Raw genomic sequence first — 26,845 nt, 5'->3', positions numbered from 1 at the left:
TCCTCACGGAAAGCGGCATCGTATTTTCTTCTGGGCGTGGTCATCTGAAGTGAAGCTCCCATCAAGCTGTCTCACAAAACCATACGACCGCAGATCTTCTCTCACATAACTGCCGATTTTGAGGCATGCTCTCTCACATATCGGCCCTTTCTGGCCTGGGTTCTCTCATGGAACTCCCATTGAGGTTCGACGGCGGCACTAGCCACGCGCCGTCGTCGTACGTCATCCGTCAGATTTCTTACGCTCCCTCCGCGCGAGATCAAACTTATTGGAGGCGCCGGTTTTCCGCAGGAGGCTGGAAATGTGCGAACTCACCGTTTTCTCGCTGATAAACAACGATTCAGCAATCTCCCTGTAGGTTCTGCCTGCAACGACATAGTCGAGGATGGTTGCCTCGCGTGCCGTCAACCCATGGCGGTTGCTGACTTCAGGGTTGGGCCGCGTGATGGGCGTTAGCGAGATCTTGGCTTGGTCAGCGAGTTGCTCCAAAGCCCTCTGCACGGGAACGGCTTGAAGATCGCGCGCCAGTTGAAGTCCCCTGCGGAGGATCTGCGAGGCTTGGGCCTTGGCGCTGTGGCCCTGCAGGAGGAGCGCATCGGCGGCGCGTTGGCATGCATAGGCATGTTCCCAAGCCAGGGAAGCGTCCCTGCAGGCATCAGCAGTGTGAATCCAAGCATCCGCATTGGCGTGATCTCCCCGTGCACGGCCCAGTTCCGCGGCATAGAGGCTTTCGAAGGCAAATACTTGGCGTTGGTACAGCTCCGATTGTTCTCCAGGCTCGTTGAAAACATGAGGAAAGCGCTCTTCAAGTTGAACCACTTCGGACAGAAATCCAGCGGTTGGCGTTCCTTCGTCCTTGGCATTTTGGACGAGATCGGCGAGAGCCCTGGCCGCCAAGGGCAGCAACCACTCGCACATGGTAGGTGGTGGTCCCGGGCGCAGGGCGCCAGTCATGGCAGCTTCGAGCGAGGCCTCCGGCTGGCCGGCAAGAGCATGGACCTCTGAACGGATCGCCGCGAAGTTGAGGTTGAGATAGGCCTCAGTGTTGTCATTCACTTCTCCAGCGCGGGCTAAATGGACAAAAGCATCCTGCGTCCGTCCTTGCAAGGCATCCAGCCGTGCCGCCGTCAATCGGGCGCTCACATCCCCCATTGGACCAGGGTCCAGGCTGATGGCGATACGCAAGGCCGTCTGCGCCTCGCGCCAAGAGCCAATTCCGAGGAAGCTGCCGGCTTCATCCGCTGCGATCTTGGAGATGTATGAGTGGGGAGCCTCGTGTCTGGCAAGTTCCTCGCGGGCGATGTGGAGAACGTCCGCGTACTCTTGGCTGATCCAGCTCTCCTGGGAGTTGGCCAGCCAAGCCACGGCATGGAGGTACCCCCAGTAATCCTTGGCTCGGAGCGCCTCGTCCGCTGCGGATTTTGCCAGGCTGAAAGCCTCCTCCGGGTGCCTGGCGAAGAGCTTCACCATTGCAGCGGCTGTCAGCGCGTAGGACATGGCTATGGGGTTTCCTGTCAGGCGGGCAAGTGTAAGCGCCTGTGCCGCGCCTTCGGCTCCGGCATCGCGGTCAAGCCACAGCGCAGCGTGCGTATACTCTGCCAAAGCCAGCGCGTGCTGCCAGCTTTGAGGATGAGCCGCAGAAAGCTGAACCGCCCGCTCCATCTCCGCCAGATCAAAGAAAGACCTTCCCGTGGACATCGACAGGTGCATCCGCCTCACCAGCCAAGCAGCAGTCTCCAAGGGTTGGGCGGTGGGTTTGGTGAGTGAGATCAATGATTCCAAAGCTTCCAGTTCAGCTTTCTGGTCACCGGAGCGGAATGCGGCATTCCTGACCTGCTCCCAGAGTTCATGGAGAATCTCCGGCACCATGCCCGCTTTGTCCGTGAGCTCCACTGCCCGACGGAACATTCGCAGGGCATCACCCCAGTTTCCGAGGTGGACATATTCCGTGGCTGCACGAACGGTCCATTGATAGGCGGACGCCCATCGTTCAGCGTGGTAGTGGTGTTCGGCCAACGAGGCGATCGTCCCGGACGTACGCTGTGGTCCCAATGACAAGGAGCTCTCATAAGCATCGGCAAAAGCTGAATGCCAAGAGCGCCTCTCCTCGCCGCCCATGCCCTGCTCGAGCATCTCCGCGATGAGTGGATGGTGAAACCAGTAAGTGCCGTCTGGCAACAGGTCCACGATCCCCGCGGTCGCAGCTGCCTGCAGCATAGGCAAAACTGTTTCCTGGGCGATAGTTCCCCTGGCAACCGTGCGTAGTTCAGCAGCGTCTACCGATCGTCCGGCAATAGCCAGAATCCGGGTCAGTTGTTGCGCAGCTTTAGGTAGGCCCTTCCAGGATCTGAGGACGGCACCCCTTAGATCCGGCGGAAAGCCGTCCTCGAACCGCCTGCCGTTGGCTCTCATTCCCTCGATCAGGAGGCGGGTGAAGTAAGGGTTTCCGGCGGAGTGTGCGTACACGTCCGTAACCAGGGACTGGGGCGGAGGCACACCCAGCAGCCGGGAGATTTGGGTAGCAGTTGCCGGCCTGTCCAGAGGCCGAAGTGTCACGACTTCCACGCTCGGCAGCCGGCGGATGTCCGTCATCCATCGCTCAAGAGGCTGGTTTTCCGTCGGGATGTCCGAACGGACAGTGGCCACAATGCCCAACGAACGGTCTGCGGGCCCCGCGATGAGGAACATCAGGATATCCAGTGTTTGTGGGTCGGACCACTGAAGATCATCGATCACCAGGAGCACGGGTCTGGAACTGCTGAGCGTGGTCAGCCACTCGTCAACGAAAAGCGGACTGTCCACCCGTGCTTCGACCATTGCGTTACTGCTGAAGGGCACTGGCGTCCCCAGCTGGGCTGCACCGTGGAAGGCCGAACGAAGGGCTTGAAATGGCACTTTAAGTGTCGTCAGCGGCAGTGCTGCCCCACTGAGAACAAGTACATCCAGGGAAGCCGTGGCACAGATCTGCCCTACCAATGCTGTCTTGCCTACACCCGCGTCGCCGGACACGATAAACGTCCTGGACGCTCCAGCGCGCACGGCGTCGACCATGCCCTCGAGTTCAGCCAGTTCATCCTCCCGGCCCACCAGAGCAGGTCCGTTGGATTTGGCCCTAGTAGCCACCGTTCAAGCTTCGCACCTTGCTGACCCATGGGGTAGATCCGAGGGTATTTGCGGTGAGTTTAAGGGTGAAGTCCGGATGCCCCGGTGTGAGGGCACGACGCAGAGTGGAGTTACCCACAAGCACCACTCAAAGGACTCTTGCCATGCGTGAACCTGTTAGCCCAGCCCGGCGTCTTTGCCTCGCCCTACTCTTTGTCCAGTTCGTTTTTCTGTCCCAAGGGCAGGCAACCGCGGACGTCCCCGAGGACAAAACCCCCACAATCTACGTCAACTGCCTCCTCGAACGGATCGGCACGCAACTTGTTCGCTGCGATAACCTCACCGGCGCCGGCGTAGACGCGCCGTATTGGATCCCGGAGCAAAAGTAATCCCATCCATGGATCAGCGGCAGGACGTGAGAGAACGTTCGGCAAAACACCGCAGGACGTGAGAGAAGAACCGGCAAAACACGGCGGGACGTGAGAGAAGAACCGGGGCTCAGGACGCGAACTGCTTCTTGAGCTCCACCTTGCGAATCTTCCCGCTGGCAGTCCGCGGCATTTCCTCAACGAAAACCACGGACTTGGGGATCTTGTAGCGGGCAAGCCGTCCTTCAAGATGCGAGCGCAGCTGCTCCTCGGTCAGGGAAGCACCTTCCAGCAGTGTCACGATGGCGCGGGGAACCTCGCCCCATTTGGGGTCGGCAACCCCGATGACCGCAACACTTCCCACCTCCGGGAGTTCCGCGATCACGGCTTCCACTTCGGCCGGATAGATGTTCTCGCCCCCGGAAATGATCATGTCCTTGATGCGGTCCGAGACGAACAAGAAGCCTTCGTCGTCCTTGAAGCCCATGTCCCCTGAACGGAACCACAGTGAATCAGAGTAACTATCAGCCGTGGCTTCAGGCCTGTTCCAATACTCTTTGATGACATTTGGCCCGGAAATCTGGATCTCCCCCACTGCACCGGGAAGAGCGAGCCCACCCATCGGGTCGGCAATCCGGACGTCGGTGAAGAAGTGCGGCAGGCCTGCGGAACCGGCTTTCTCCTTGGACCTCGAGGCTGGGAGCATCGTGGCGCCTGGGGCAGTCTCGGTCATGCCGTAGCAACTCGTGAAACCAATGCCCCGCTCCTCATACGCGTCCGACACGCGCTGTGGAACAGCAGACCCTCCACAGGTGAGCTTGTCCAGGGAAGTGAGGTCCGCCGTCGACCATTCGGGATGGTCGCAGAGCATCTGGAACGTGGTGGGCACGCCATTGAGCGTGGTGACTTTGTGCTGCCCGATCAGCTTGAGGACGCGGCCGGCGTCGAACTTGGTTTCGAGCACCACTGTGGCACCTTTGAGCAGCATCGGCAGCAGGCCCATATCCAGGGAGGCAACGTGAAACAGGGGTGAAATCATCAGCGCGACGTCGTTCTTGCTCAGGTCCATGTCCACCACTGTGTTGAAACAGTTCCATGTGATGTTTCCGTGCGTGAGGAGTGCGCCTTTGGGCTTGCCCGTGGTTCCGGAGGTGTAGAGGATCATCGCCGGGTCGTCCAAGCTCACGGCTACATCAAGCAGAGTCCCGGCTGCCGCTGAAAGTACCTCGTCATAACTTTCGACGCCGGATGGCGGCTTGACCGCGGCAGCTTGGGTTCCGGCGTCGGGCAGCACTACAAGCCGGTGTGTCACCGCAGTGTCCTCCACCGAGGCAGCGGCCACCGCTTCAAGCGCCCCGGCGCTGATCAGGACCCGTGCTCCTGAATCCTGAAGTTGGAACTGCAGCTCAGGGGCGGCGAGGCGGGTGTTCAGCGGGACGAAAATCGCACCGAGCAGCCCGCAAGCGAAGAAGGTCTCAACAAACGACGAATGGTTTTCACCGAGGTAGGCCACTCTGTCGCCCATGACCACACCTCTTTCGTTCAGGGCGTTGGCGAGGCAATCGGTGCGGTCGGCGAGCTCCGTGTAACTCAGGATGCGATCCCCGGAAACGAGGGCCGTTTTGGGACCCGACTTGGCACGGCGACGGTGCAGCCAGGATCCAACTCCGTTGTTGTCCATGGTGCGGTGCTCCTAACTGACCGAGGTGAGGTCGTTGTTCTTAGATTCCCGCGTTAGCAGGATGAACACAATCGAGACGAGCGACATGACGGAGAGGAAGACCACCACGGGGAGAATGCTCTGTGCAGAATCCTTGTAAAGGCCAGCCACGATGCCCGGTGTGAAACCCGCACCGATCAAGGTCGCCAACTGGTAGCCGACGGCGGCACCCGTGTATCTGTTGGTGGTTCCGAACTGCTCGGAGACGAATGCTGCAAGTGGCCCGTAGAGGGACGAGTGCAGAATGAGTGCCACCGTAAAAGCCAGGAAGATCAAGGCGATGTTGCCGGAGCTGAGCATGCCGAACATCGGAAACAGGTAGAGGATAAAGAGTGTCAACCCTGTGACCATGATTGGCCTGCGCCCGAAGCGGTCCGACATTCTGCCGCCCAGGAGCACAAACACGATGGAGATGGCGGAGGCTCCTGCGAAGGCATAAAGAACGCCTTGCTGCGGTGCGCCCTTGGAGACTGCATATGTGATCGAGAAGGTAGGCAGCACAACTTGGAGGCCGAAGCCGGCGGCACCTGCGAACATGATCATGATGAGGGCCTTCGGGCGACGCAGCACTTCCAGCAACGGGATCTTGCGTTTGGTGCTTTGGGCCCCCTCCTTGGCCACGGCTTCAGCAAAGATGGGGCTCTCGGAGACCCGCAGCCGCACGAACATGCCGACGATCAGCAGCACGAAGGACAACAGGAATGGCACGCGCCACCCCCATGCCAGGAACGCATCCTGCGGAAGCGCCGAGAAGATACCCATGACCATAGTGCCCAGTACCGCCCCTGTTGGCGCGCCCGCGTTCACGAACGATGCTGCGAAGCCGCGCCGCTTGGGGTCGGAGTGTTCCAACGCCATCAGCGCAGCCCCACCCCATTCACCGCCGACGGCGATACCTTGGCACACGCGCAGGACCACCAGTATCACCGCTCCCCACGGACCTATGATGCTCGCGCCAGGGATCAGGCCGATCAGGGTAGAGGCGATGCCCATCATCGCCATGGAGACGATGAGCATTCCCTTCCGGCCGATCCGGTCTCCGAAGTGGCCGAAGATGATGCCACCCAGGGGCCGCGCAACATAGCCGGCGGCGAAAGTAGCGTAGGCGGCTACGACGCCAACCCACTCATCAGTGCCCGCGAAGAAGACTTTGGGGAAAGCGACCGCAGCGGCAGTTGCGTACAGCAGGAAGTCGTAGAACTCGATGGTGCTGCCCAGATAGCTGGACAAAATGACCGTACGCGCTTCTTTGCGCTTCGCGGCCGTGCTCGGAGTGGCGAGTGCAGTGTGTCCTGACATGGCTGTTCCTTGGGAGAGGAGGGGTGGGTCTATTGAAAGGGGTTTACTTGTAGAAGCGGGCCAGGAATTCGGCTACGACGGCGGGGCGTTCCTGGCCTTCGATCTCGATGGTGGCGTTGACTTTGATCTGGGCGCCGCCCTTGACTTCGGTGACCTCGCCGATGCTGCCGTTCATGCGGACCTTCGAGCCGACCTTCACCGGTGAAGTGAAGCGGACCTTGTCCAGGCCGTAGTTCACTTTGGTGGTGACGCCGTCGACGTCGAAAAGCTCACTCCAGAACGGGATGATCAGGGACAAAGTGAGGAATCCATGGGCGATCGGGGCGCCGAAGGGGCCATCCTTGGCGCGCTCAGGATCGACGTGGATCCACTGCTGATCGTCGGTGGCGTCGGCGAACAGGCTGATCTGCTGCTGGGTGATCTCGCGGTAATCGGTAGTGCCGAGATCCTTTCCCGACATAGTAAGCAGGGTGTCGAAATCGACGACGAGATTGGGCATTGTTGCCTCCTTGGTGAGGTGTCTGTTTGGTGAGGTGTCTGTTAGTGCGTAAAGGCGCTGACGCCGGTAAGGGCGCGGCCGACGATGAGGGCGTTGATATCGTGGGTGCCCTCGTAGGAATAGACGGCTTCCGCATCGGCGTGGAAACGCGCGACGTCGGCGGCGAGCGTGATGCCGTTACCGCCCACCACTTCGCGGGCCAACGCGACGGTTTCGCGCATCATCAGGCTGGTCTGCATCTTTGCCAAGGCCGAGTCCTGGTCCCTGTACATACCGAGGGCTTGCTGTTCGGTCAATCGGATCACGAGCGAGATGGACGCCGTGATATTGCCCAGCATCCTGGCAAGCTTTTCCTGGATCAGCTGGAAGGAGCCTAGGGAACGGCCGAACTGTTGACGTTTGTTGACGTAGGCCAACGCTGCTTCGAACGCTCCGGCTTGGATGCCGGTGGCGATCCATGCAACATCCGAACGCATAGCCCGGAGCATGGCGGCGACGTCCTTAAACGAGTTCACGTTCTGCAGGCGCATGGCCTCAGGAACCCGCACGCGTTCGAGGGTAATGTGTGCGTTCTGCATCATTCTCAGCGCCGTCTTGCCATGGATCTTCTCCACGGTGACGCCTGGCGCGGCCCGGTCCACGAGGAACGACTTGATCTGTCCATCCCTGACATCGCGCGCGAACACACACAGCACGTCAGCTGTGGAGGCTCCCCCGATCCACCGCTTGGCGCCGTCCAAAACCCAATAGCCGCCGTCGTCAGCTCCGCCATCGGGGCCAGCGCCGCCGTCGGCGACTGCTTCGAAACGGGCTGTAGTGGAGAGTCCGCCGGCGATGTCCGAGCCGTGGTCCGGTTCGGTCAGGGAGAACACGCCTTTGAGCGAGAATTCGATGACCCTGGGTAGCCATTCGCGCTGCTGCTCCTCAGAGGCACCCACTTGGATCGCGGTTCGGAGGAGCCCAGCCTGGGCCGTGTACCACGTGGCCAACGAAGCGTCCGAACGTGCAAGCTCGAAGATCCGGAAGCCGTGGTAGATCCCACGCGCAGGCGACGCAAAGGGTTCCATGAGGTTCAGGTCGATCAGGGGCTGCGCCAACTGCTCCGGGAACTCGCCCCGTTCCCAATACTCAGCCAGCAGGGGCTTGGCCTCGATGTCCAGGAAGTCCCGCAACCGGGATAGCACCTGACGCTCGTCAGCAGACAACAGTGACTCCGCGTCATACAAGTCCGCTGCGGAGTAGAGCCGCTGTTCCACAGCACTCGCAGTCATCTCAGCCATCCAGCCCGAGCAGCCGGACGGCATTGCCCTTGAGGACCTTCGGACGGACCTCGTCCTTCAGGGGCAGGTCAGCGAATGCTCCGAGCCATTTTTGCGGGGTGATCAACGGGAAGTCCGTTCCGAACAGCACCTTGTCCTGCAGCACAGAATTGGACAGCCGGACCAGCGACTCCGGGAAGTATTTGGGCGACCACCCGGAAAGGTCGATGAACACGTTGGACTTGTGCGTCGCAATCGAGTTCGCCTCCTCCTGCCACGGCACCGCGGGGTGGGCCATGATGATCGGCAGACCAGGGAAGTCCGCGGCCACAGAGTCGAGCAGCAGCGGATTCGAGAATGCCAACTTGATGCCATACCCGCCGGGGAGCCCCGCGCCCATGCCGTTCTGCCCGGTATGGAAAATACAGGGCAGCCCAAGTTCCTGGAGCGTTTCCCAGAGAGGGTAGAACTGTTCACTGGACGGATCGAAGCCCTGCAACGAGGGGTGGAACTTGAAACCGCGGGCGCCAAGCTCAATGGCCAGATGCTTCGCACCGGTGATCGCGTCCTCCCCCGTACGGGGGTCCACGCTGCCGAACGGAATCAGCACATCATTGTTCCGGGCAGCACCGGCAATCAGTTCCGGGATGCTGTTGGGCTCATGCTTGAGCTGGGTCCGTGCGTCGACCGTAAAGACGACGGCGGCCATGTTCAGTTCGCGGTACACATCCGCGATCCGGTCCAGGGACGGTGTTCGATCCTCCGCTTTGAAGTACTTCGCCGACGCCTCAGTCAGCGCGTCCGGCAGGGATCCGTGCCCGCAACTGTCCACCTCCACATGGACGTGCATGTCGATCGCATCCACCGTGGATGCGTCGATGCCAAGTTCGTAACGGTCGGCCATGATCAGCGGGGCCCTAAGCAGTTACAGCCGCAGGCTCGGGCTGGAGTTCTTCAGGCAGCGGCAGGAATTCCTCGCCGTAGCTCTGCAGGACGTCCGCTCCAAAGAGGGACCCCGCGTTTTCGCGGAGCGCCTCATAGCTCCAACCGCCGTCGCGGTATTTGGTGCTGGCCGCCGTCGGGTGCGTCCAGACCTGCAGCCGGTCACCGCCAGCGCCGATCGCCTGCCCGGTAATCCCGGAAGCTTCGTCCGAGGCGAGGAAGGCAATAAGCCCAGCGACGTCGTCGGCGGTGCCGAATCCGAGGTCGTGACGGAAGAAGGACGGCATGGCCTCGCCGCGTTCCTCGGCCTCCACGGCCTTCTGGAAGTAGGGAACTGTCTTGGTCATTGCAGTCGCCGCCACAGGGATCACGCTGTTCACTGTGACTCCCGCCTTTTTCATTTCAAGGGCCCACGTCCGGACCATGCCCACGATCCCGGCCTTGGCCGCGGCGTAGTTGGTCTGGCCGAAGTTCCCACGCTGGCCCGTGGGTGAACCTATGGTGACGATGCGGCCCGAAACGTTGTTTTCCTTGAAGTACGCGAACGCCTCACGCACGCACGTGAACGTGCCCTTCAAGTGGACGTTGATGACCAGGTCGAAGTCCTCGTCGGTCATCTTCAACAGGCTCTTGTCCCGCAGGATGCCAGCATTGGTGACCAGGATGTCCAGCCGTCCAAAGGCCTCAACAGCTCCAGCGACCAGCGCCTTCGCAGCATCCGTGGTGCCCACCGGAACCACGACGGCGGTGGCCCGGCCGCCGTCGGCCTCAATCAGCGCCACTGCTTCTGCGGCGGTCTCAGCGTTCACGTCATTGACCACGACGGCGGCACCCTGGCGGGCGAGTTCACGTGCGTAAGCGAGTCCAAGACCCTGTCCGCTCCCCGTGACGATTGCAACCTTGCCGTTCAAGCTCATGGCGTGCTCCTTCGCATGCTGTAACCGGCCGGAGCCGGTGGGGCCGATCCCACTACCCCGTGAGATCCTTGTCATGATCAATGAGATTACGGATCATTGAAAAAGTCAACGATTGTTTTTATTTACTATTGGAGTTGTCATGGGCCCGCAAAGCACCAACGTCGAAACACCGCGCCTCGCGGCCGCAAAAATTGGGAACGACGTCGGCCTGCTGCTCGCCAAGCTCCACGCCACAGGGTCAGTCCTGAATAACCGTGCGCTCAGCGACTTTGGACTGCGGGAAAGGTCCTTTTCAGTACTGACGCTCGCCTGCAGCGGACTCGAACCGACCCAGCGCGAACTCGCCGATTTCCTCAGCCTTGACCCCAGTCAGGTTGTGAGCCTCGTGGACGATCTGGAGCACCGGGGCCTGGTTGAGCGCGCGCAGGGAAAACAAGACAGGCGCGCCAAGATCATCGTCTCCACAGCCGAGGGCCGTCGGATCCACACGAAGGCCCGCGCCGCCCTTGAGGTATGCGAGCAAACCCAACTCGCCCCGTTAAGCGAAGAGGAGAACGCTCAACTCAGGGCACTACTGAAGAAGGCTCTGTGGGGCTAGTTCCAGTCCGGGCATCGTCAAAGTGAGCGAATAATGCTCATGGCATTATCGGCCTCAGTGGTTGTAAAAGCGACCATTAGTCGGGCCATAGGCTGAATGACGCCAGCATGGACATGTGCACAGTCTTCCGAAGCGCAGGTAGGCAACCGTCCATTTCGCGGCGCTCGGGCATGTGTCAGGATCAAGGTTCACATCCTGTCACCCGGAATGGACCATGAATCTCCCACTCTTCCACGACCCCCTCCAGGGCCGCGTCACCGTCGACGCGCCCGTTCGTGATCCAAGGATTGGACGCGATGGCGTGTTCCGTCCTGAAGCCCGTACACGCATTTCTCCCCGCGCCACGCGACCCTCCCCCCACGCAGCCAAGTCGACGCGGAACGCAAGACAGCGCGAAGTAGCCAAGGTTGCCGAAGACCTCCAGGCTTTGATTGCCAGGGCCGCCATCCAATCCTAAATAGGTGGTAACTGGCGCCGCCGGCCAGGAATAGATCCCACCCGGATGGGTACAGATACGGGCATACCCTTCGTAATCCATGCCGATCCTGACGGCAGGAGGTGTGCTGTGAGCAGGAGATCATCCGAGCATTGGGCGTGGCCTCTGGACACCCCCGACACGGTGGCTGTGGACGTGCTCATCCCTACCTGCAACCGCCCGGCCGAAGTGGCAGTTGCACTTGCCGGGTTGGCTGCACAATCCGAACCCTCCTTTAGCGTGGTGGTCAGCGACCAATCCTCCGACACTCCGGACTGGGACCATCCTGCCGCCGCTGGAATGGTTCGGGTGCTCCGGGCGCAAGGGCGACCGGTCAGGCTGCTCCGTCATATGCCACGGCGCGGGTTGGCTGAGCATCGGCAGTTTCTACTCGAGCAATCAACAGCGGGCCGGTGCCTGTTTCTCGATGATGACGTGTGGCTCGAACCGGGTGCCCTTGAGCGGTTGAACCACGCATTGGATGAGCTTGGCTGCGGTTTCGTGGGCATGGCACCGCAGGGGCTCTCGTATCTGGATGACAGGAGACCCGAGGAGACCGCCGCATTTGAGCGATGGGAGGGTCCTGTAACGGCGGAGCTCGTTCGACCGAACACGCCAGGCTTTGACCGCTGGCCCCTTCATAATGCCGCCAATCTGAGCCACCTCAGCGCCGATCTTTCCCTGACTCCAGGCGAATGGGTGCCCTACAGGGTGGCTTGGCTTGGGGGATGTGTCCTTTACAACAAGCAGGCTCTGCTGGATTCGGGAGGCTTCACATTCTGGCCCAAACTTCCCGCCGACCACGCTGGCGAGGATGTGGTGGCGCAGTGGCAAGTGATGGAGAGGTACGGGGGTGCAGGAATTCTTCCCTCGGGCGCCGTCCATTTGGAGTCGCCCACCACAGTGAAGGACCGCCGCGTAGAGGCTTACGACGTAGTGCTTGGCGTCCGACCCGAGGCATGACATGACCCGGCCAGCGCGTTCACGAGGACTACCATCCAGAGCATGAGTATCCGCATCGGTACCTCGGGCTGGAGCTACGACCACTGGGAAAACGTGCTCTACCCACCGGGCCTGCCCACGGCCAAGCGCCTGGCGCATTACGTGGCGCGTTTTGACACGGTTGAGCTCAACGCAAGTTTTTACCGCTGGCCACGGGACACCGCGTTCAAAAGCTGGCACGATCGCCTGCCTGCTGGATTTGCGATGTCGGTCAAGGCACCCCGCGGTCTCACGCATGGGAAAAAGCTGTACAGCCCTGAGGTGTGGGTGGAACGCATTACCCGCTGCTGGCACGAGCTGGGTGACAAACGAGCCGTGCTGCTTGTCCAGCTTCCTCCTGATTTTGCCCGTGATGATGCCCGCCTCGACTACTTCCTGGCAGCCCTACCCCACTGGATTCGCGTGGCGGTGGAGTTTCGGCACGAAAGCTGGGACCACCCTGACGTATACGGATTACTTGAACGCCACGAGGCCGCCTACTGCATCATGAGCGGCGCCCATCTGCCCTGCATCCTCCGCGCTACCGCGCCGTTCGTTTACGTCCGGCTTCACGGACCAGATCCTGAGCACCTCTATGGCGGCTCGTATTCGGAGGAGGATCTTCGCTGGTGGGCGGATCGGATCCGTGAGTGGAACGGCTCGGGCAAGGACGTGTACGCCTATTTCAACAACGACGGCGGTGGTAACGCCGTGCGCAATGCCGACACTTTGCGATGGCTGCTGGGGATCGGCTGACTCGCTAAGGATGAGCCAGCCGCCCGTCCTAGCTCAGGCGACCTCGCACAATCTCGCTGACGGTCTTGCCGTCGAAGCGTCCTGCAACCTTGGCAGTGACCGGCTTCATGACGGCGCCTATAGAACGCATTGAGAGTTCCTGCCCTTCGGCTTTCAAGGCCGCGATGGCTTCGTCGACGATGCCTTCCACTTCTTCGCGACTTAGCGGCTTGGGGAGGTACGCCTCGATGATTTCTGCCTCAGCAACTTCCGCGGCTGCCCTGCCTGCTTCCCCGGCTTCGGTGTAGATGCGTGCGGTATCCCGACGCTTGGCAGCTTCCTTTTGAAGCAGTGAAGTAACCTGCGCGTCGTCCAACTCGATGGGTGTTTTGCCCGACTTCTCCCGGGTGGTGATCTCCCCCAGCACGTTCCGCACGGTGGTGAGCGCTGTCTTGTTGCCCGCCTTCATGTGCCCTACGACGTCTGCTTTGAGGCGGTCTTTCAGTGACATTGTGCTCCTTGAGTGGGGTTCCTACTTGCCATCGTAGTCAGTCCTCAAGGTCGACGGTGGCCGGAATGACCGTTCGGAAAATTTTCCTTGCGGAGCATTTAGTAAGCATGCTTAGCTTGTTGTGCCGCTGGATTTCCTGGAAGGAACCGGCTGGCTCACCGATCGCACCGAGGAGCCTTAGCGCTACATGGGAGGGACAACCATGCATCTAAACGAAAGGGAGCGCAGGGTGCTGCAGCAACTCGAACGGGAACTTTTCATCCAGGACCCGGACTTGGCCCGTCAACTGGAAACAGGAATCCCCGCGCGCCGCCCTTATGAACCCCAGGCCCGCCACGTCTTTGGAGTAGCACTTGGCGTGCTGCTGATGCTGTTGGCCATACCGATTAGTCCGTCCCCCTTGGGATACTGCGGCTTCCTTCTGATGGCGTGGGGCTTAGTGGCCCATCACATTCACAAGTCCCGTTACATCCCCGGCTGAGCCTATTCCTTTTCCAGACTTGGCCGGGTTGTGGCCGGAGGTACCTCGGGACGACTTACGCCAGCGAGCTCCTTCTCGGTTGGACCGCTGACCACAACCTGCGCGGGGCTGTGCAGGAGGTACCCGTTGAGCCAGGAAAACAGGGCACGGACCTTCTGCTGTACCCCGGACAACAGGGCCAAGTGAACCAGGAGCCAGGACAAGAAAGCGAAAAGGCCCTGCAACTGGATTCGCTTGCGGCCGAGTTCTGCCACAGCAGCACCACGTCCAACCATGGCCATATAGCCTTTGTCGACGTAGTGGAAGGGAGTACGGCTACCCCCAGTAAGGTCGGCGAGGATGTTGCTGGCTGCCCATTTTCCGGCCTGTTGGGCCACGGAGCCGAGCTGGGGCAACTTTGCGCCTGTGGAATCGGTGATGTTCGCTGCATCCCCAATCACGTACACGCCATCCACGTCCGGGGCAGTCAGGTCTGGGCGAACATCCACCCGTCCACCTTTCCCCTGCGTCAGCCCGGAATTGGCGATGAGATCCCCGGCTTTCAACCCGCCTGCCCATACAACGATCTGCGCGGGGACGAAGCTTCCATCTGCCAAAGCCACACCATCGCTTCGCACCTCGGTTACGCCCACCCCCATGTGCAACTGAACGCCCACCTTCTGAAGACGTTCGGTGGCGTACCGCTGGGACTTCGTGGAAAACATGTTCAACACACTCGGAACCAAATCCACCAGGTGTACGCGGCAGCGCGCAGCTAGCTCAGGCGAGAAGTATTTGCGGACCATATATTTCACGTTTTCAGCCATGGCCCCGGCGGTTTCCACGCCAGTCGGACCTCCTCCGACCACTACGACATCCACAAGACTCTCAGTGCTTCGGTCGGCCTGATCAAGTAGCCGTGTAATGGCTGTGCCCAGCCTGGTGGCGTCCGTAACGGAGTACAGCGGGAAAGCATGTTGCTCGGCGCCGGGCGTGTTGAAGAAATTGGGAACGGCACCTACCGCAACGACCAGGATCTCCGCCCGCAAAGTCACGCCATCGGCTGTGGTGACTGACCTTTGCGCAGCATCAATAGAGGCAATGCTCGCAGTCAGGACTTTGACGGTCTTGTAGCGGCGGAAAACGGAGCGCAGTGGGCGCGTAATGGCTGAAACCCCAATCTGGGATGTAGCCAATTGATAAAGGAGCGGTTGGAACTGATGGTAGTTATTCGAGTCAATCAGCAGGACGCGTACGCCCTTCCGGCCTAGTTTTTTGGCTGCCGCAACACCTGCAAATCCGGCACCCACAACGATGACTTGGTATGTGTCCTCCATGCCAGCAACTTACTTCACCGTGGGTCCGGACAACAGTGCTTGACGCTCTTCGCCTGTCCACAAAATTTCGACGCCGGGTGGCCGCCAGCGCGGGAGCGGAAGGTCGCCGTCGTGCGTTTATTCTCTGGTCCCGTGGGTACGCAGTGGGTAGTGTTCTGCATTCGGCAAGGCGCGCGAAGGAGTTGGTTTTCTTGAACGACGACGGCTTGACAGAGGCGGTGCAGGAGGCCGGGGCTGTTGAATTGCTGCTGGTCCGGCATGGAGAAAGCGAAGGCAACGTGGCCGCGACGGAAGCTCGCCTGGCGCGGGCTGAGGTCATTGACGTCCCCGCCAGGGACCCGGACGTCAACCTCTCGGGAACAGGCCAGGATCAGGCCAAGGCACTGGGAACGGCGCTGGCCAGGATTCCGGAGGAGATCCGCCCGGACACGGTAGTCTCCTCCCCCTATGCGCGCGCCCTTCAGACAGCGGAAATTGCCGTCCAAACAGCTGGCTGGCCCCTGAAAGTCCATACGGATGAACGCCTTCGGGACCGGGAATTGGGCATTTTGGACAGACTTACCCGCATAGGCGTGGAAACGCGTTACCCCGACGAGGCAGAACGTCGCCTTTGGCTGGGAAAGCTGTACTACCGGCCCCCGGGAGGTGAATCCTGGGCTGACGTCGCGCTTCGCCTGCGGTCCGTCCTGGACGAGCTGAACAGTCTGGGACGGGGACACCGCGTGATGCTCGTTTGCCATGATGCGGTGATCCTGCTGGTCCGATACGTCCTGGAGGGGATGTCCGAACGGGAGATCCTGGACCTCGCGGCCAGTGCAACTGTGCTCAACGCCTCGATTACCCGGTACGTGCGCCAGTCGGGGGCTGGGCCGTGGACGCTCGAGAGCTTCAACGTGGCCGACCACCTCACCGAACAGGGCGTCACGGTTACAGAGCATGCCGGAGATGCCAGTGTCCACCCACAGTGATTCCCACGACACCAACGGCCCCAGGCAAGTGACGCCATCCCTTCTGCGCGATTGGCCTCTGCCAGCTCCTGGCGAAGATAAATACTCCCGCGGCGCTGTGCTGATGATCGGCGGGGCGCGAACCACTCCAGGCGCCACCATCCTGGCCGGCATCGCCGCCCTACGCGCCGGGGCGGGAAAGATTACCCTGGCTGTCGCCGAGTCCGTGGCCGTGCAGGTGGGAGTAGCTTTCCCGGAGTGCGGAGCGGTGGGCTTACCGGAGACTGCCGATGGTTCCGTTACCGGTGAGGGTTTGGACCTGATCTCAAGGTATTTGGAAAGGGCAGATGCCGTGTTGGTCGGGCCCGGCCTGGATGATTCAGATCTGGCCGGGGAATTGCTCACCAGGTTGTTGGAGCGGGAGGAGCTTGGAGGCGAAGGGCCCGCCTTTGTCCTCGACGCCTACGCCCTCGGCGGGCTGGTGAAGATAAAGGAGAGGCTGGAACCTTGGCGGGGCCGACTGATTCTCACCCCTAATCCGACAGAGGCCGGGATCCTGCTGGGACGGGACGTAAACCACCTGGAAAATGACGTTGCCGCCGTCGCCGAACAGTATGGCGCGGTGGTGAGCTGCCAGGGCGTAATTGCACGTCCGTCAGGGGAAGCGCCTGGGGAGCCGGAACTTTGGAAGATCACCACCGGGTACGGCGGCTTGGGTACCTCAGGCAGTGGAGATGTACTGGCCGGCGCCATCACCGGTCTCCGGGCGCGTGGAACCAGCGACGCACAGGCTGCCTGCTGGGGAACCCACCTCCACGCCGCCGCGGCCGACCGCTTGGCCAGCAAGCTTGGCCCGCTCGGATTCCTTGCACGCGAGCTCGCCGACGAATTGCCCGCCCTGATGCTGGAGCTCAACACCTGAAACGTTGAGCCTCACAGGATCTATGCAGGCTTCAGAAGTTCATGTTCCACAACTGCCCTGCGGGAGAGCGTCTTGTAGCCCTCTTGCTCGAACAACACGGTGATGACGTCGTCCTCATGCCTCATCACCAGTCCCGGACCCCATTCCTTGTGAATCACAGCGGATTGCAGCGGGAATGGATCACTTTCGCCAGCATGCTGTTCGTCTCCGCGCTCTTCCTCTGTACTGCTGAAATCATTGCCGGCGTTGGAAGCAGCGGCGCACGCATCACAATTGCCGCACGGCTCCGAAAGTTCCTCACCGAAATAGCCCAGCAGGAACTGCCGGCGGCAACTGTCCGTCTCCGCGTACGCACGCATCATGGTGAGCCGGGACTGGTCGACGCGCTGTCGGGCCTCGGCCAGTTCGACGGCGCGGGCGACGAGCGCCGAAAGTTTGGCTTTGGATGCCAGACGAACGCCGCGCGTGCCAGTAGTGACAGCGCCAGCTTCCTCCAACTGGTTGACAAGTGCGGTGAGACGCCGCGGAGGGAATCCGGTCAACTCCGCGAGCGCGCCCATGGGGGCGGGAGCGCCTGCGGCTTTCAGGATCTTCAGTACTGCCAGGAGCGAATCCGGGTCCGGTGAATGCGTACCGAAGAACTTCCGCAGGCCAAGATCCTCTTCGCGGTAATGCAGTGTGGCGATGGCCGGTTTCCCGTCGCGTCCGGAACGGCCGATTTCCTGGTAATAGGCATCCAGTGATTCTGGAATGTCGGCATGGACGACGAACCGCACATTGGGTTTGTTGATACCCATGCCGAAGGCTGTTGTGGCAACCACGACGTCCAGCTGATCGTCCAGGAACTGCTCATGGATGCGCTCCCGGTCAGCATCCGACCGGCCCGCGTGGTATGCCTCGGCGCGGAGCCCTTCCTTTGCCAGTTTGGCGGCGTACTTTTCGGTGTCCTTGCGGGTGGCGGCGTACAGGAGCCCCCGCTCGCCTCCCTTGGCCAGAGTGGCAACTTGCTCCAGGACTGCTTTTCGTTTGCCTTTGTCCTCTTGATGGCGGACCACGTCAAGGCTGATGTTGGGCCGGTCAAAGCCACGGACCAGGACCAGCGGATCTTTCATCCCCAGCCGTTCAAGAATCTCATCGCGCACGGGCGGTGAGGCTGTAGCGGTAAGGGCTGCCGTCGGAGGGTTTCCCAATCGTTCCCGGACATTTCCCAGGTCGAGGTAGTCGGGGCGGAAATCATGACCCCAGGAAGAGACGCAGTGGGCCTCGTCCACCACGAACATCGTGATGTCCAGTTTGGCAATGCGGTCCACAGTCTCCTGTTTGGCCAACTGCTCCGGGGCAAGAAACAGGAAAGTCGCTTTGCCCGACTCCGCTGCCTCCCAGGCATCCTCCACCTCCAAGTCACTACGCGAGGAGTTAATGGCTACAGCAACGCCGTCACCCAACTGCCCGTTCAGCCCATCCAGCTGGTCCTCCTGCAAAGCAATCAACGGAGAAACCACGACGGCGGGGCGTCCCGTTTGGTTGTAGAGGTACATGGCTGCTACTTGGTAGGTGGCTGATTTACCGTACCCAGTGGGCATGACGGCCAGGACGTCGCGGCCGGATACGAGGGCATTCATGGCCGCGAGTTGACCGTCGCGCAGCCTATGCAGGGAAAAGGAAGACGCCGCAAGGGCGCCCAGGTCTGGATCATCGGACATTGGAAAACGACTCCGCACAGTGGGTGTTGCGGCCGCTTGCTTCAGCCGAGGTAACCAGACTAACGCGGGCCGGGACCCGCCGTCGTGCGCTTCTTCCTGCATGTGGATAACTCTGGCCGGCTACAGAAAGACCCGTGTCATGGCGTCATCGACGGTGTGGCGGTAGCTTTGGATTACTTTTCCTTCGAAGCGGCCGAGTCCTTCAAAAGCGGCCGAGGTACCGGAGGTACCGCTGATGCAGGGCTTGTCTACATCCTTGGTTCTGATCGCTCTCCTAGCTGTGACGGCACCCCTTGCGGTGCGCTTCCTTGACCGGGCGGTCAAGGTGCCGCTGGTGGTGTTCGAGATCGTCCTCGGAATCCTGCTGGGTCCCAGCGTGTTGGGGTGGATCGAATCTACCCAGTTCACGGATACGCTGGCCGATTTCGGGCTGGCGATGCTCTTCTTTGTGGCCGGCAATGAGATTGACTTCGCCGATATCCGGGGCCGTCCCGCCATCCGCGCCTCCGCTGGCTGGGTGATCTCGTTGGCCGCGGGCGTTGGCGCAGGCTTTCTCCTGGCCCCCACACCAGAGGCAGCGGTCATCATCGGGGTGGCGCTGTGCTCCACGGCGTTGGGAGCATTGCTGCCCATTCTTCGCGATTCCGGTGAATCAAAATCCCCGATGGGGATCGCCGTCACGGCATTGGGCGCAGCTGGCGAGTTTGGTCCCCTGATAGCAATCTCGCTGTTCTTCAGCGGCAGGGAGCTGGGACCGGCTACGGCAGTGCTGCTCGGATTTGTGCTCCTGGCCGGCATTGCGATTTTCCTGGCCTCCAGGGCACAGCACACGCTGTTCCACTCGCAGGTCACCAGGACCCTCCACACGAGCGGCCAGTTCGCTGTCCGCTCCATCATGTTCATCCTGACCGTGCTCGTCGTGCTGAGCATGGTCCTGGGACTGGACATGTTGCTGGGGGCATTCGCGGCGGGCGTCCTCTGGAAGGTGGCCATTGCGCGCGCACCCGAACGGGACCGGAAGGTGATCGAGACCAAACTCGACGCCGTCGCGTTCGGATTCCTGGTGCCCATCTTCTTCATCGATACGGGCATAGATTTCGATCTCGGCGCACTCACGTCCAGCGCCATGGCATTGGCGCTGCTCCCTCTGTTCCTGCTCCTCCTGCTGATCATCCGCGGCCTGCCGTCGATGCTTGCTGCCCCGCCCAGGTCCACTTTCGCGGAGAAACGGGCGATCATGCTTTTCGGGGCAACCGGCCTGCCGATTATCGTTGCCGTCACAGCCATTGGCCGGGATCAGGGGTTCATTTCAAGCGGAATCTCATCAGCACTGGTTGGGGCCGGCATGCTCTCTGTGCTCCTGTTCCCGCTGTTGGCGCTTCGGCAGGGTCAGCGTGAACGGCAACGCAGGACACCTGTGCCCCAGGGGGAAGTGCCATAGCCCAGGACTCTGACGACGCGCAAATACTTCGGAGCCACGGCAAAGGGCCGGGGACGCCCGGATTTGGGTGTCCCCAGCCCTTTACTGTGGCAGAGACGAGCAGTACCAGCCCGTTGGTCTTGAATCAGAGAGCCTCAGCCTGTAGCGGCAGGGCCCTGGGTTAAAGAACGAGCCCGGATGCCACGGCCGGACCGATCGCGCCGCCGAGCAGGTAGAGCAAAGTGAACAGGCCGATCGCGGTGGGCTTCTCCTTCGAGGGCACGGCGGCGGTCGCCACCGCAACCTGGGTGGCGTTCGCGGAGGTCGCGGCGAACAGTGCCAGGAAGATCCCTGCGAGCAGGAGCACGGGGGCGCTCGCGAAGATCGCGGCAGTGACGGCGATCACTCCGGCTGCGACCAGTACAGTTCGCACCCGGGCGAGGGAGAAGCGGGCGGCGATGGCGGTGAACCCGAGTGTCGCCAGGGAGGCACAAACCATTGCAATCAGCTGCCCGGTGGCAGCTCCGTCCTTGGTCCAGCCGGCGCGGGTGATGAGCAGCTGCGGGATGACGAACAGGAGCGTGAAGTAGCCGGTCGACAGCGTCAGGGTCAGACCCGCGGCGGCGAGGAACTTGCCCGAGGTAATGGTGGTGGCCGGCACGTACCCCTCGGGGCGGCGACGGATCTGCACGATGAGCAGGGTGAGCGCGGTTCCGGCGGTGATCAGGGAGGCGGTCGCGTTCGTAGCGAACAGGACGACGCTGCCGGAGAGCCCGACGACGAGTAGCGCGCCCCAGGCGTCGAAGCGATCCCGGCTGGGGGTGCTCCGGGTGAGGGAGCGGTTCACAAAGGGCACCGCAATCAGCGTGACCGCCAGCATAGACAGTGCCAGACGCCATGAGACTGCTGCAGCGAGCTGCGTGCCGATGAGCGGGCTGACCGCACCGAAGAGCCCCATGCCCGCACTGATGGTTCCGACTCTGCGTGCACTGCCGGCCAGGGCGATAGCCAGCACGTTCAGCCCAGCGCCGCCGGCTGCCTGGATGGCGCGCCCGGCAACAGCGAGTGACAGCCAGGGCGAGAGCAGGACGATGAGCGTGCCCGCTGCGACGAGGACCGCGCTGGTGACAAGCACGGTACGCTGGCCGCGGTGGCGCATGAGGGCGGCCTGCAACGGGGTCGCGGCGGCGAGGACGAGGCCGAAGACGGTGGCAAGCCATGCCGCGCTGACAGCCGTGGTGCCTAGGCTGGTGCCGATATCGTCGAGGATCAGCACCGCGGCGTTGTTCGCCGCAGCGACCGGGGAGGCCATGAGCACGAGCCACCACACCGGCACCAACCGCCGGAACTGCGCGATGTCCTTGCCTGGCGCGGTGCTGGGACGTGAGGGTGTTAAGTCAGTCATGATTCTCCGGGTAGGGTCCGTGATGACGGTGCCGCCCGCGAAAGGCGGCAGGGTCAGGACCGCATAGGCGGCCCTGACCCTGTGCTATGGGGTCTTACCAGGGAACGACTTTCTCGTCTTGGTAGAAACCGCCGCTGCCCGCGTCGGCGGGCAGATTCACGATGTGCTTGATGCTGGCAGCGCCCTCGGGAACGGGACGGCCGCCCTCCCCGCCGAGGTCGGTTGCCGTCCAGCCCGGCGACGCCGCGTGGACGATGATGCCCTCGTCCTTCAGCTCCGCGGCCAGCGCCGCCGTGAAGGCGTTCAGCGCCGCCTTGGAGGCGCTGTACGCCGACGTGTGCGCACCCATGCGCGCCAGCGAAGCGGCCTCGCTGGAGACGTTAACGATGCGGCCGTTCTCAGACTTGCGCACCAGCGGCAGGAACGCCTGGGTCGTGCGCCATTTGCTGAAAAGGTTGAGGTCCAGCGTCTCCTGTACCTTGTCCAGGGCGACCGCAGAGGGCTGCTGGTCGTAGCCGAAGAGGCCGCCAACGTTGTTGACCAGCACATCGACTCGGCCGTACTCGGCCTCGATCTTCCGCGCCGCCATGTCGATGCTCGCCTGGTCGGAGGTGTCGAGCTGGATCGGGTGGACATCGCCGCCGATCTCTTCGGCCGCCTTGACGGCCGCCTGCTCGTTGCGGGCGCTGAGCAGGACGGTGTCGCCGTCGCCTGCCAACTGAGATGCGAGCTCACGGCCCAAACCGCGGTTCGCGCCGGTAATCAGAACAATGCGTGCCATAGCTGTGTGTCTCTTCCTGATGGAGGATCGATGGGTGGGAGGCAATCCGGTCCTGAGAGGAAAGTGGCGGCCGCCTCGGGCGTACCTCCCGCAACCAATCGTGGGCGCCCGGAATCCATGATGTCAAACAAAGACCTGCTATCGTTCAGCATTATGGAATCCAAATCATCTGGTCGCGTGGTTCAGTCGGTGCAGCGTGCATTCGAGCTGCTCGAGCGCATCGCCATGCAGCCCGAAGGAGCCCGCCTGAGTGAAGTTGCTGACGGCGCTGGTCTCAACCGCAGCACCGCCCACAACCTGCTCGCCTCTCTCGAAGAGCTTGGGTACATCACCCAGGACAAGAAGGGCGGGACCTATCGGCTCACCGGGAAGGTCAACCGCCTCCAACGACTGGACGCCGAAGCCGAACAGGCCCTCCGAACACGCATCCGCCCCGTGCTCCAAAACGTCAGCGCAGCATCCGGCGAATCCACGTTCCTCGCCTTGGTCACCGGCCACGACTACCTCTGCGTCGACGCAGTGCAGTCGAACAAGCCCCTGCACCTTGCCGTCAGGCCGGGTGAACGCAAGTCATTGCTCGGTGAAGCCCTCGGTCATGTCCTGCTCGCCGCCGATACCGATCTCGCGGCGTCCCTACGTGGCGACGACCCGGACTCATGGACCCAATACGCCCGGGAGATAGCGGAAGCAGGGCGCCTCGGCTTCGCTCTGGACCTGGACAGCCAGCGGGCCGGTATCTCCTGCGTCGCCGTCGCCGTCACTCCCCGCGCCGCGATCGCCGTTGCCGGGCCCACCAGCCGCCTCCCCAAAGCACGCCTCGTTAAGATCGGCGAAAAGATCCGCCAGGAACTCGACGCCGTACGGCCGGCCAACCAGGAATGGCTCTAAGAGGCGTAAATGCGCGATCGCGAAAGGCCTGCTATCCCTTTTTCGGCGCCCTCGCCCGTTCCGCCAAATCGGCCGCCCTGGGCCGGATTCCGTGATGGAACTGCATGCCGTCGGGCAGTCCTTGGACCGTTGGGATGGAATCGATGATGTCGATGGTGATGCGGCCGTCCGCCATCGGCGCATTGGTGATGTGCAGATCACCGTATGATTTCGGGAGGACAGGATCCAGCCAGAGGCCGCCGCGGCCGACGTCGGCGTAGTACCCCATCAGGTTCTTCACCAACTGAATGGGGGTGGTCGCTGCCCATGCCTGCGGTGAGCATGCCGTGGGATAGGGGACGGGTTCGTCGAATTGCTCCCGGCTGAAGCCGCAGAATAATTCGGGCAACCGCCCTTCCGAGTACTCGGCCGCCTCAAACAATGCAGTGGAAATCCGCTGCGCCTGCTCCACGAACCCGTAGCGCACCAGTCCGTTGGCAATGATCGCGTTGTCATGGGGCCAAACTGATCCATTGTGGTAGCTGGCGGGGTTGAAGGCGCGCATGTCGCTAGCCAAGGTTCGCACGCCCCAGCCGCTGAACATCTCCGGGGACATGAGCCGTTCGACAACCATGGGAGCTTTGTCGGCGTCTACGATACCGAACATGAGGCATTGACCCATGTTGGATGTGCAGGCATCGACCGGCCTCTTTCGGCCGTCCAAGGCGACAGCATAGTAGCCACGGTCGGGCAGCCAGAACTGTTCGTTGAACTGCCTCTTTAGCCTCACCGCGCGATCCCGGTATTGGGCCGAAAGCTCCAAATCGCCGGCGTCGTAGGCCATCCAGGAACGGGCCAGGTATGCGCTGTAAACGTACGCTTGTACCTCGCACAACGCGATCGGCGGCTCGGCCAAGGTTCCGTCAGCAAAGTTGATGCCGTCCCAAGAGTCCTTCCAGCCCTGGTTGATCAACCCGCGGTCGTTGAGTCGCTCATACTCGACAAAACCGTCGCCGTCTTTGTCCCCGTAATTAATGATCCAGTCCAATGCCCGGTCAACGTGTGGCAGCAGGCTTGAGATCGTCTCCGGAGCGAAACCCCAACGGCTGACCTCCCCGAACAGAGCCACAAACAGCGGGGTTGCGTCGATGCTGCCGAAGTAAGTAGATTTGCCGCCCAGCGCCAACCCGCTGGAGACGTCGAATCTCACTTCATGCAGGATCTTACCCGGCTCCTCTTCACTTCTTTCATCCACAACGCTCCCTTGTCGGTCCGCCAGCGTTTGGATGGTCCCGAAGGCCAGGGACGGATCCACCGGCAGCGCCATGAGGGACGCCCAAAGTGAATCGCGTCCGAACAGGGCCATGAACCATGGCGCGCCAGCGGCCACGACCACCCTTTCCGGGTGGTCGGGATCCTCGATGCGAAGTGCACCCAGGTCCTCGTAGCTCCGCCGAAGGGTCCGTTCGATTGAGCGGTTGCTGATACGCAACACAGGAATCCTGGACACCCACTCCTCGCGGCGCCGATCGCGAGGAGACAGCTCTCCGTCTTCCGGCCGAACAAACCGAGCTGCTGTACCGCTTCCATCGGCGAGCGGCACGGCGCTCACGGTGGCACTCCACTCCCCGTTTGGCGGGACGCTGAACCGGTAAAGCGGACCGTCAGCGGCCATTTCGGCTCCCTCAGCCGTCACCAAAACGCCTTTCCTGATGTCTTGCCAGGCGGCCCGAATGGTTAATGAATCATCCTTCGCTTCACGGGACTCGTCCCAGCGCCGCTGGATGCGTGCCTCTTTAACTTCGAAGAGGTCCGCGAAGTCTGCCTCTACTTGAAGGGCCACCAGGCACTGGACAGCATTGGGCGAGTGATTGCGAACAGTGATTTTTTCCAGGACTCCGGCCTCCACTTCCCGGAGACGTTCGATAATGAGCGGGCTGTCCGCGTAGGCATCGGAGCGCGCTACGCGTCCAACAAAAATACCCCGGTACGGCTCCCTCGCCTTCGCGGCCAGCGCCTCCAATGGCGCGCCGTTGACAGTTAGGTTCCAGCGGGACAATATACGGGTGTCTTCGACGAACAGCCCTTGCGGGAATTCCGGGTACATGTCGCCGTTGGCTGATGAGATGCAGAAGGATGAGCCCTCAACCAGGGTGACCGACCCTGCCCCCACTGGCCCGGCAGCAGTGTCAGCATTCCATCCTGTCATCCCGGCTCCTTCAACCGACGGATTTCAACGGCTCACCACTGCAAGGATCCCAGCCGGACGCCTGCTGCTGACGCTACGCCCGTGGGCCACTGGAGGCAACAGGCCGAGTTGACTCGTGATTAACCTCCGCGACGGGAAAACGTTACCTCAGTAATAGTCCTCCGGCAGGCATCAGCCCGCCTCTACGGCGCCCACCGACAAGGCCGATAAAGACTCGGGGCCAACGTTGATTTTGGTGGGGGGTGCGTTGAGGAGTTTGTTGTGTGCTCCGAGTTTTGGGCCGAGGGAGCGGACTTGGCCGGGGGTTCGTGAGAGGCGGGGGACGGGGGCGGGTACGGTGAATTTTCCGTATTCTTCGCTGTGTACGGGGACGAGGTTGTGTCGGGCGGCGATGTGGGGGTCCTGGGCGATGTCGCTGGGTTTGCTGACTTTTTCCGCGATCACCCCGACGGATTTGAGGCTGTTGACTGCTTCCTCGGAGTTTTGGGTTCCCAGCCAGGCGCCGAGGGCATCTTTGATGACTGAGACCGGGATGTCGTCCTCGCCTGTGACCTGGAGGTGTCCACCTTCCTGGAGGAAGGCCACGACGTTGCCGACGTGCTTTCCGGTGGCCGCGGATACGACCACGAACTTCCCGTCGATGGTGGGCAGAATTTCGGTGATGAAGCCGCCGGCAAAGGGGAATGATGCTCCCGCGCGGGTGGAATCTATGCCCAGTACTTCAAGGAAGGGCACTTGCCAATCGATCATCCTGAACAGGCCTTCATACAGGGGCAGGTCGATCATCTGTCCGAGCCCGGAGGTGTTGCGCTCATGGAGGGCAAGCATCACGCCAAAGGCGCCGAAGACACCGGTCACCAGGTCCCCGTGGGAGTAGCCAGGGTGGACGGGTGGGCCGTCGGTGTAGCCGGTGAGGTTCGTGGCGCCGCTGAAGGCTTCACTGATTTTTCCGAATCCCGGCCGGGCGCTGTACGGGCCGCTCTGGCCGAATCCAGAGATCCGCAGCATCACTGCCCGGGGATTGATGGCATGGATGTCCTCCCATCCCAGCCCCCACTGTTCCATGACTCCGGGACGATAGTTTTCAATGACGACATCGGCGCTTTGGACCAGTTCGCGGGCGAAGGCCGCCCCGTCGGCGCTGCCGAGGTCAACTTCCACGCTCTTCTTGTTCCGTGCGCTCACCTCGAACCAGAGCCCGCGGGCGTTTCGCGGGCCCATCTTCCGCAGGCTGTCGCCCTGGTTCGGGCGCTCAATCTTGATCACCTCGGCACCGTGATCGCCCAGCAGGCTTGCCGCGAATGGCCCTGCAATCACGTGTCATCGCCCAGCAGGCTTGCCGCGAATGGCCCTGCAATCACGTGTCCGAACTCAAGTACCCGGATTCC

General features: G+C 61.8%; 25 protein-coding genes. 10 read left to right on the top strand and 15 right to left on the bottom strand.

From position 1 onward, the window contains the following. Positions 1–222: 222 nt before the first annotated feature. Entirely contained in the window at positions 223–3,123 is a 2,901-nt protein-coding gene (locus AB4Y87_RS24800) for a helix-turn-helix transcriptional regulator (protein WP_442006884.1), read from the bottom strand. 143 nt (positions 3,124–3,266) lie between these two features. On the opposite strand from AB4Y87_RS24800, the gene AB4Y87_RS24795 reads away from it, so the two are divergent. Then, a complete protein-coding gene (locus AB4Y87_RS24795) occupies positions 3,267–3,491 on the top strand; it encodes a hypothetical protein (RefSeq protein WP_442006883.1) in 225 nt (74 codons plus the stop codon). 109 nt (positions 3,492–3,600) lie between these two features. Here AB4Y87_RS24795 and AB4Y87_RS24790 read toward each other — a convergent pair whose 3' ends face one another. From AB4Y87_RS24790 to AB4Y87_RS24765, 6 genes are read right to left on the bottom strand one after another with little or no spacing between them, the layout of a single operon-like run. After that, positions 3,601–5,151 (bottom strand): acyl-CoA synthetase, encoded by a 1,551-nt coding sequence (locus AB4Y87_RS24790; RefSeq protein ID WP_442006882.1) that lies wholly within the window; start codon positions 5,149–5,151, stop codon positions 3,601–3,603. 12 nt (positions 5,152–5,163) lie between these two features. Then, positions 5,164–6,489 carry an MFS transporter gene (locus tag AB4Y87_RS24785; protein ID WP_442006881.1) on the bottom strand — a complete coding sequence of 442 codons (1,326 nt, stop codon included), beginning with the start codon at positions 6,487–6,489 and terminating at the stop codon, positions 5,164–5,166. Between the two features lie 43 nt (positions 6,490–6,532). Beyond that, positions 6,533–6,988: a MaoC family dehydratase gene (locus tag AB4Y87_RS24780; protein WP_442006880.1), complete on the bottom strand. Its 456-nt coding sequence runs from the start codon at positions 6,986–6,988 to the stop codon at positions 6,533–6,535. A gap of 41 nt (positions 6,989–7,029) precedes the next feature. Next, positions 7,030–8,259 carry an acyl-CoA dehydrogenase family protein gene (locus AB4Y87_RS24775; protein ID WP_442006879.1) on the bottom strand — a complete coding sequence of 410 codons (1,230 nt, stop codon included), beginning with the start codon at positions 8,257–8,259 and terminating at the stop codon, positions 7,030–7,032. 1 nt (position 8,260) lies between these two features. Then, positions 8,261–9,151 (bottom strand): amidohydrolase family protein, encoded by an 891-nt coding sequence (locus AB4Y87_RS24770; RefSeq protein ID WP_442006878.1) that lies wholly within the window; start codon positions 9,149–9,151, stop codon positions 8,261–8,263. A 13-nt stretch (positions 9,152–9,164) separates the two neighbouring features. After that, entirely contained in the window at positions 9,165–10,106 is a 942-nt protein-coding gene (locus tag AB4Y87_RS24765; protein ID WP_442006877.1) for an SDR family NAD(P)-dependent oxidoreductase, read from the bottom strand. Positions 10,107–10,245: 139 nt separating this feature from the next. On the opposite strand from AB4Y87_RS24765, the gene AB4Y87_RS24760 reads away from it, so the two are divergent. The 4 genes from AB4Y87_RS24760 (at position 10,246) to AB4Y87_RS24745 (ending at position 12,916) form a co-directional block, all read left to right on the top strand. Next, a complete protein-coding gene (locus AB4Y87_RS24760; RefSeq protein WP_442006876.1) occupies positions 10,246–10,704 on the top strand; it encodes a MarR family winged helix-turn-helix transcriptional regulator in 459 nt (152 codons plus the stop codon). Between the two features lie 214 nt (positions 10,705–10,918). Continuing rightward, positions 10,919–11,161 (top strand): hypothetical protein, encoded by a 243-nt coding sequence (locus AB4Y87_RS24755; protein ID WP_442006875.1) that lies wholly within the window; start codon positions 10,919–10,921, stop codon positions 11,159–11,161. A 108-nt stretch (positions 11,162–11,269) separates the two neighbouring features. After that, on the top strand, positions 11,270–12,142 hold the full coding sequence (locus AB4Y87_RS24750; protein WP_442006874.1) for a glycosyltransferase: 873 nt from the start codon (positions 11,270–11,272) through the stop codon (positions 12,140–12,142). A 42-nt stretch (positions 12,143–12,184) separates the two neighbouring features. Continuing rightward, positions 12,185–12,916, top strand: coding sequence for a DUF72 domain-containing protein (locus tag AB4Y87_RS24745; RefSeq protein WP_442006873.1), 732 nt, complete (start codon positions 12,185–12,187; stop codon positions 12,914–12,916). Positions 12,917–12,944: 28 nt separating this feature from the next. On the opposite strand, the gene AB4Y87_RS24740 is transcribed toward AB4Y87_RS24745, so the two are convergent. Then, the gene (locus tag AB4Y87_RS24740; protein ID WP_442006872.1) at positions 12,945–13,406 is read right to left on the bottom strand and encodes a GatB/YqeY domain-containing protein; all 462 of its coding nucleotides are present in this window, start codon (positions 13,404–13,406) and stop codon (positions 12,945–12,947) included. 202 nt (positions 13,407–13,608) lie between these two features. Here AB4Y87_RS24740 and AB4Y87_RS24735 point away from each other — a divergent pair, with 202 nt between their 5' ends. After that, positions 13,609–13,887: a DUF3040 domain-containing protein gene (locus tag AB4Y87_RS24735; protein ID WP_442006871.1), complete on the top strand. Its 279-nt coding sequence runs from the start codon at positions 13,609–13,611 to the stop codon at positions 13,885–13,887. A gap of 2 nt (positions 13,888–13,889) precedes the next feature. Here AB4Y87_RS24735 and AB4Y87_RS24730 read toward each other — a convergent pair whose 3' ends face one another. After that, on the bottom strand, positions 13,890–15,203 hold the full coding sequence (locus tag AB4Y87_RS24730; protein WP_442006870.1) for an NAD(P)/FAD-dependent oxidoreductase: 1,314 nt from the start codon (positions 15,201–15,203) through the stop codon (positions 13,890–13,892). Positions 15,204–15,385: 182 nt separating this feature from the next. On the opposite strand from AB4Y87_RS24730, the gene AB4Y87_RS24725 reads away from it, so the two are divergent. Together AB4Y87_RS24725 and AB4Y87_RS24720 are read left to right on the top strand one after the other, a co-directional pair. Continuing rightward, positions 15,386–16,171 carry a histidine phosphatase family protein gene (locus tag AB4Y87_RS24725; RefSeq protein WP_442006869.1) on the top strand — a complete coding sequence of 262 codons (786 nt, stop codon included), beginning with the start codon at positions 15,386–15,388 and terminating at the stop codon, positions 16,169–16,171. After that, positions 16,149–17,072: an NAD(P)H-hydrate dehydratase gene (locus tag AB4Y87_RS24720; RefSeq protein WP_442006868.1), complete on the top strand. Its 924-nt coding sequence runs from the start codon at positions 16,149–16,151 to the stop codon at positions 17,070–17,072. Before AB4Y87_RS24725 ends, AB4Y87_RS24720 begins: the two co-directional genes overlap by 23 nt. 20 nt (positions 17,073–17,092) lie before the next feature. On the opposite strand, the gene AB4Y87_RS24715 is transcribed toward AB4Y87_RS24720, so the two are convergent. Then, on the bottom strand, positions 17,093–18,775 hold the full coding sequence (locus AB4Y87_RS24715; RefSeq protein ID WP_442006867.1) for a RecQ family ATP-dependent DNA helicase: 1,683 nt from the start codon (positions 18,773–18,775) through the stop codon (positions 17,093–17,095). A gap of 235 nt (positions 18,776–19,010) precedes the next feature. On the opposite strand from AB4Y87_RS24715, the gene AB4Y87_RS24710 reads away from it, so the two are divergent. After that, positions 19,011–20,216, top strand: a complete 1,206-nt coding sequence (locus AB4Y87_RS24710) for a cation:proton antiporter (RefSeq protein WP_442006866.1) — start codon at positions 19,011–19,013, stop codon at positions 20,214–20,216. Positions 20,217–20,376: 160 nt separating this feature from the next. Here the strand turns inward: AB4Y87_RS24710 and AB4Y87_RS24705 are convergent, their stop codons facing one another. Both AB4Y87_RS24705 and AB4Y87_RS24700 read right to left on the bottom strand, forming a co-directional pair. Next, the gene (locus tag AB4Y87_RS24705) at positions 20,377–21,600 is read right to left on the bottom strand and encodes an MFS transporter (RefSeq protein WP_442006865.1); all 1,224 of its coding nucleotides are present in this window, start codon (positions 21,598–21,600) and stop codon (positions 20,377–20,379) included. A gap of 94 nt (positions 21,601–21,694) precedes the next feature. Further along, positions 21,695–22,381 carry an SDR family NAD(P)-dependent oxidoreductase gene (locus tag AB4Y87_RS24700; protein ID WP_442006864.1) on the bottom strand — a complete coding sequence of 229 codons (687 nt, stop codon included), beginning with the start codon at positions 22,379–22,381 and terminating at the stop codon, positions 21,695–21,697. Positions 22,382–22,534: 153 nt separating this feature from the next. Here AB4Y87_RS24700 and AB4Y87_RS24695 point away from each other — a divergent pair, with 153 nt between their 5' ends. Next, entirely contained in the window at positions 22,535–23,269 is a 735-nt protein-coding gene (locus AB4Y87_RS24695) for an IclR family transcriptional regulator (protein WP_442006863.1), read from the top strand. Between the two features lie 31 nt (positions 23,270–23,300). Here the strand turns inward: AB4Y87_RS24695 and AB4Y87_RS24690 are convergent, their stop codons facing one another. From AB4Y87_RS24690 to AB4Y87_RS24680, 3 genes are all read right to left on the bottom strand, one after another. Further along, positions 23,301–25,457, bottom strand: coding sequence for an amylo-alpha-1,6-glucosidase (locus tag AB4Y87_RS24690; RefSeq protein WP_442006862.1), 2,157 nt, complete (start codon positions 25,455–25,457; stop codon positions 23,301–23,303). A gap of 171 nt (positions 25,458–25,628) precedes the next feature. Further along, entirely contained in the window at positions 25,629–26,774 is a 1,146-nt protein-coding gene (locus AB4Y87_RS24685; protein WP_442006861.1) for a CaiB/BaiF CoA transferase family protein, read from the bottom strand. Continuing rightward, on the bottom strand, positions 26,771–26,845 hold a 75-nt coding region (locus tag AB4Y87_RS24680; protein WP_442006885.1), incomplete at its 5' end, for a CoA transferase. The genes AB4Y87_RS24685 and AB4Y87_RS24680, both read right to left, overlap by 4 nt.

The sequence above is a fragment of the Paenarthrobacter sp. RAF54_2 genome (assembly GCF_052113945.1).
Taxonomy (GTDB): Bacteria; Actinomycetota; Actinomycetes; order Actinomycetales; family Micrococcaceae; genus Arthrobacter.
This window is presented reverse-complemented; position numbering and strand designations above follow the sequence as displayed.

Coding starts and splice junctions, on each gene's coding strand:
- AB4Y87_RS24790 (WP_442006882.1), bottom strand. CDS start 5,151: ATGGACAACAACGGAGTTGGATCCTGGCTGCACCGTCGCCGTGCCAAG.
- AB4Y87_RS24695 (WP_442006863.1), top strand. CDS start 22,535: ATGGAATCCAAATCATCTGGTCGCGTGGTTCAGTCGGTGCAGCGTGCA.
- AB4Y87_RS24760 (WP_442006876.1), top strand. CDS start 10,246: ATGGGCCCGCAAAGCACCAACGTCGAAACACCGCGCCTCGCGGCCGCA.
- AB4Y87_RS24785 (WP_442006881.1), bottom strand. CDS start 6,489: ATGTCAGGACACACTGCACTCGCCACTCCGAGCACGGCCGCGAAGCGC.
- AB4Y87_RS24710 (WP_442006866.1), top strand. CDS start 19,011: ATGCAGGGCTTGTCTACATCCTTGGTTCTGATCGCTCTCCTAGCTGTG.
- AB4Y87_RS24755 (WP_442006875.1), top strand. CDS start 10,919: ATGAATCTCCCACTCTTCCACGACCCCCTCCAGGGCCGCGTCACCGTC.
- AB4Y87_RS24795 (WP_442006883.1), top strand. CDS start 3,267: ATGCGTGAACCTGTTAGCCCAGCCCGGCGTCTTTGCCTCGCCCTACTC.
- AB4Y87_RS24720 (WP_442006868.1), top strand. CDS start 16,149: ATGCCAGTGTCCACCCACAGTGATTCCCACGACACCAACGGCCCCAGG.
- AB4Y87_RS24715 (WP_442006867.1), bottom strand. CDS start 18,775: ATGTCCGATGATCCAGACCTGGGCGCCCTTGCGGCGTCTTCCTTTTCC.
- AB4Y87_RS24740 (WP_442006872.1), bottom strand. CDS start 13,406: ATGTCACTGAAAGACCGCCTCAAAGCAGACGTCGTAGGGCACATGAAG.
- AB4Y87_RS24745 (WP_442006873.1), top strand. CDS start 12,185: ATGAGTATCCGCATCGGTACCTCGGGCTGGAGCTACGACCACTGGGAA.
- AB4Y87_RS24705 (WP_442006865.1), bottom strand. CDS start 21,600: ATGACTGACTTAACACCCTCACGTCCCAGCACCGCGCCAGGCAAGGAC.
- AB4Y87_RS24730 (WP_442006870.1), bottom strand. CDS start 15,203: ATGGAGGACACATACCAAGTCATCGTTGTGGGTGCCGGATTTGCAGGT.
- AB4Y87_RS24780 (WP_442006880.1), bottom strand. CDS start 6,988: ATGCCCAATCTCGTCGTCGATTTCGACACCCTGCTTACTATGTCGGGA.
- AB4Y87_RS24690 (WP_442006862.1), bottom strand. CDS start 25,457: ATGACAGGATGGAATGCTGACACTGCTGCCGGGCCAGTGGGGGCAGGG.
- AB4Y87_RS24735 (WP_442006871.1), top strand. CDS start 13,609: ATGCATCTAAACGAAAGGGAGCGCAGGGTGCTGCAGCAACTCGAACGG.
- AB4Y87_RS24700 (WP_442006864.1), bottom strand. CDS start 22,381: ATGGCACGCATTGTTCTGATTACCGGCGCGAACCGCGGTTTGGGCCGT.
- AB4Y87_RS24775 (WP_442006879.1), bottom strand. CDS start 8,259: ATGACTGCGAGTGCTGTGGAACAGCGGCTCTACTCCGCAGCGGACTTG.
- AB4Y87_RS24765 (WP_442006877.1), bottom strand. CDS start 10,106: ATGAGCTTGAACGGCAAGGTTGCAATCGTCACGGGGAGCGGACAGGGT.
- AB4Y87_RS24770 (WP_442006878.1), bottom strand. CDS start 9,151: ATGGCCGACCGTTACGAACTTGGCATCGACGCATCCACGGTGGATGCG.